Genomic DNA, 2,911 nt, shown 5'->3' with positions numbered 1-2,911 from the left:
TAGCAGTGAGAGATTCGCCGGAGGTGCGCTTTGACGTACCAGGCGACCGCGATGGTCAGGCCGATCGCGAGGAGACAACCCACCACGGCGGGCGCTGCCCCGTCACCAACGTGGCGCCCGGTCCAGATGGAGGCGTTCAGCGCCGCGATGCCGATCCAGGAGAACAGGCCGCACACGACCGCGGTGTCATACAGGCGGCGAGGGTCTGCCTTGACGTGAACGCTCGAAGAAGTGTCCATCCGGCGGGGCCGACGCACATCACCAGTGGAATGGCCACGGCCCACTCCCTGGGCATGACGGCGTCGGCGCCTCCGGTCCCCCAGTGCGTGACGAGGGTGGCTGGTAGGGCGGCCCAGGAGAGCATCGTCAGACCGACCGCGATCACGACAGCGGAGGTGGGAAAACCGATCAACACCGCTGCCACATGAGAGCGGCCTCGGGGTACGCTCACGTCAGCCTCCGTTGGCGATGGACCAGGCGAGCAACATGAGGACAGCGACCCCGAAGACCATGCCCGCCGGGTGGCCGAGATTAATGGTGGTGCCCATGCCTCCGCGTTTGGGCACCATGAGTGCCGGGTCGTCCCGGTTGATGTAGAGCAGGCCGAGTTTCCAGTGGCGGTCGTCGTCGGGTGATTCGGCGTCGTGTCCGGGACGGGCCGAGGCGTCGATCTGCTTGAGGTTCGGGAGAGCCTTGAGGACGGGCAGGACGACGGCGGCCATCGCGGCCGTCATCATGACGGCGTAGGTGATTGCTGTCGGCGTGCCGAATCGGGACCACCACTGCAGCAATGACAGAGCGCTGGCACCTATGCCGAGGATCAGACCGATCCACGTGACGACGACCAGGGTGGTGTGGTCGTGGATCGCCCGTCGCGCAGTGGCTGCCGTGGCGTCTCCGTCGGGCAGGCCACGTTGTGGACGCCGCGGCATCCACCACAACAGTCCCAAGATGAACACGAGCACGATCAACGCGAGACCGGGTGAGAAGAACGCCTCGAACGGTGTCTTGGGCACCCACCGGTCGGGTTCACCGAGGGCGCCGGTGTGGGCGGGGAACGGGTCGGGCATGCGGTCGTAGATCGTGAAGCCGTATCCGATGGTCGCGACCAGGCAGATGACGCCGATCAACGCCGGCCAGACGCTGGCTCCAGTGTCCCGCGGCGCAGATCCGGTGAGGTCGGCGGTGATGCCCACCGCCCGGCCGTCATACCAGCGGTCGGCCTCCTTGGCCGCGATGATACGGCGTCGCTGCCAGACGTACGCGCCCGTGCTCCCGCCTAGCACGGCCAAGGGCGCCAGCGCGAAGGCCGGTTCGAGCCAGCCCGCGGGGAGGATGAGCAGCGAGATCAGGATCAGGAGCGTGGTGGCTCCGGTCAGCGCCTCGTAGATGCGGACAGCCGAGGTGACCACGGGATGCCTGACGAAACCGCTGGGGATCGAGACACCCAGCGGCGTCGTCTGCCGCGACATCGCGGGGACCAGGGCAGACAGCACGCCGATGGCCAGCACCTGGATGGCAAGAGCGAATGACACAGTGATCACTCCTTCACTACGGCCGGGTCGGCATCGAACGCCTTGATGGCGTCAGAACAGGCTCGGGTGAGGTCAGCGGGCGAGATGCCCTTGGCGCGCCCCTCGGCAAGGAGGGTCGTCAGGCGGGCACGCCACTCAGCGGTCTGATCAGCGTCGACACGCAGGGTGTCGCGATCACCGGCGACGAACGTTCCCGACTTCGCGTTCGCACCGACGAACCCCTCGGCCCGCAAAGCCTCGTACGCCTTGGCCACGGTCGCTGGATTGATGCCGAACGCGGTGGCCAGCGCGCGAACCGACAGCAACGCATCACCCCGGGAAAGGCGACCCACGGCGATCTGCTCCACGACGCGGTCGCGGATCTGCTGGTAGATCGGTACGGGCGAGAGTGGATCGATCGCGATGTCCATACGGCCTTCGTCCCATCTGTATGCCTAAACATAGTACAGATGCGACGGTCGTGTGAATGTCCTTTGGCGGAGTGGTTCGTGGTTGCCGGCGCTGCCGTCCGCGTCTCGGGACTGGGGCTCGAGGCGCTCTTCCTTTGCCACTGCAGACCCGAGCCTCCCAGTACGTCATGCAGGCTTCACGACCACGTGTGCTACGTAGATCACGTCAGCCGATGGTCGCGTTCGTCGCGCTGTGTGAGACTCCGCACCTCACGTTTCTGATGGTGCGGTGCTGCTCTTGGCTGCTCGATCGGCGACTGCGTTCGCTCGAAGGAGGCAACCGATGAGCAGGGCAAGCCAGATCCAGATGACTGCGCCCGCGACCGACATCAACTCAGCGCTCCGGGTCATCCCCACTGTCAGAAGGACTTCGGACAGGCAGATCGCAGTTGCAGCCGCCATCCAGCCGGACGCGGCCTCGTGGCCTCTGCGCCAGGCTGCATCCGAGCGCGTCGTCGCTTTCGTGCGCAATCCCAGGAACCCGTTCCGTGGCAGCGAACGCCAGAAGAGCCACACATACCCGCAGACGACCCCTGCCAGGGCGAACCCCGCAGCCGCTCCCACTGCTGTCTCCATCTTTCGTCACCCCCGCATCGCAACGAGCCAGCCTCGTCTCCTTGGGCGAAGAGCGCGTTTGCCGAGAACGCTATACCGGTCGGATGCGGGGACAGTGCCGCGGGCGCGCCGGACGATTCCGGCGCGCCCGCGGTGTGCTTAGACGGTCACGGTGGCTTGGGTGACGTGCTCGCCGTCGTCGTCGGTCCAGTGGGCAAGGCACTCGGCCTGGGAGGCCGATCCCAAGACGAAGGCGAGGGGGAACCGCGCCTCGCCAGCAGGCGGCATCGTCTTGAGGTGCTCGCTGTTGCGTCCGCCGATGACGTCGAAGACCTCGTCCGGCGCGAGGTCGAACTCGAAGTAGACGTCATG

6 protein-coding genes are annotated in these 2,911 nt (G+C 66.4%); all 6 read right to left on the bottom strand.

Going from position 1 to position 2,911, the window contains the following annotated elements; genetic code table 11:
* Nucleotides 1–239, bottom strand: a 239-nt coding sequence (locus tag MOPEL_RS18150) for a hypothetical protein (RefSeq protein ID WP_040634041.1), incomplete at its 3' end; no start/stop codon positions are given.
* Entirely contained in the window at nucleotides 137–385 is a 249-nt protein-coding gene (locus MOPEL_RS19000) for a DUF1648 domain-containing protein (RefSeq protein WP_373279736.1), read from the bottom strand. The genes MOPEL_RS19000 and MOPEL_RS18150, both read right to left, overlap by 103 nt.
* Before the next feature lie 67 nt (nucleotides 386–452).
* Complete coding sequence (locus tag MOPEL_RS10330) at nucleotides 453–1,535, bottom strand: DUF5808 domain-containing protein (protein ID WP_009482850.1); 1,083 nt, start codon at nucleotides 1,533–1,535, stop codon at nucleotides 453–455.
* Nucleotides 1,536–1,540: 5 nt separating this feature from the next.
* On the bottom strand, nucleotides 1,541–1,945 hold the full coding sequence (locus MOPEL_RS10325) for a GntR family transcriptional regulator (protein WP_009482849.1): 405 nt from the start codon (nucleotides 1,943–1,945) through the stop codon (nucleotides 1,541–1,543).
* 249 nt (nucleotides 1,946–2,194) lie between these two features.
* Complete coding sequence (locus MOPEL_RS18995; protein ID WP_009482848.1) at nucleotides 2,195–2,560, bottom strand: SdpI family protein; 366 nt, start codon at nucleotides 2,558–2,560, stop codon at nucleotides 2,195–2,197.
* Nucleotides 2,561–2,698: 138 nt separating this feature from the next.
* The coding region (locus MOPEL_RS17765) for a hypothetical protein (RefSeq protein ID WP_040634037.1) at nucleotides 2,699–2,911 on the bottom strand (213 nt) is incomplete at its 5' end.

Origin of the sequence: Mobilicoccus pelagius NBRC 104925 (assembly GCF_000247995.1) — a bacterium.
Lineage (GTDB): Bacteria > Actinomycetota > Actinomycetes > Actinomycetales > Dermatophilaceae > Mobilicoccus > Mobilicoccus pelagius.
The sequence above is the reverse complement of the archived record's forward strand: the minus strand, read 5'-3'. Positions and strand labels throughout refer to the sequence as shown.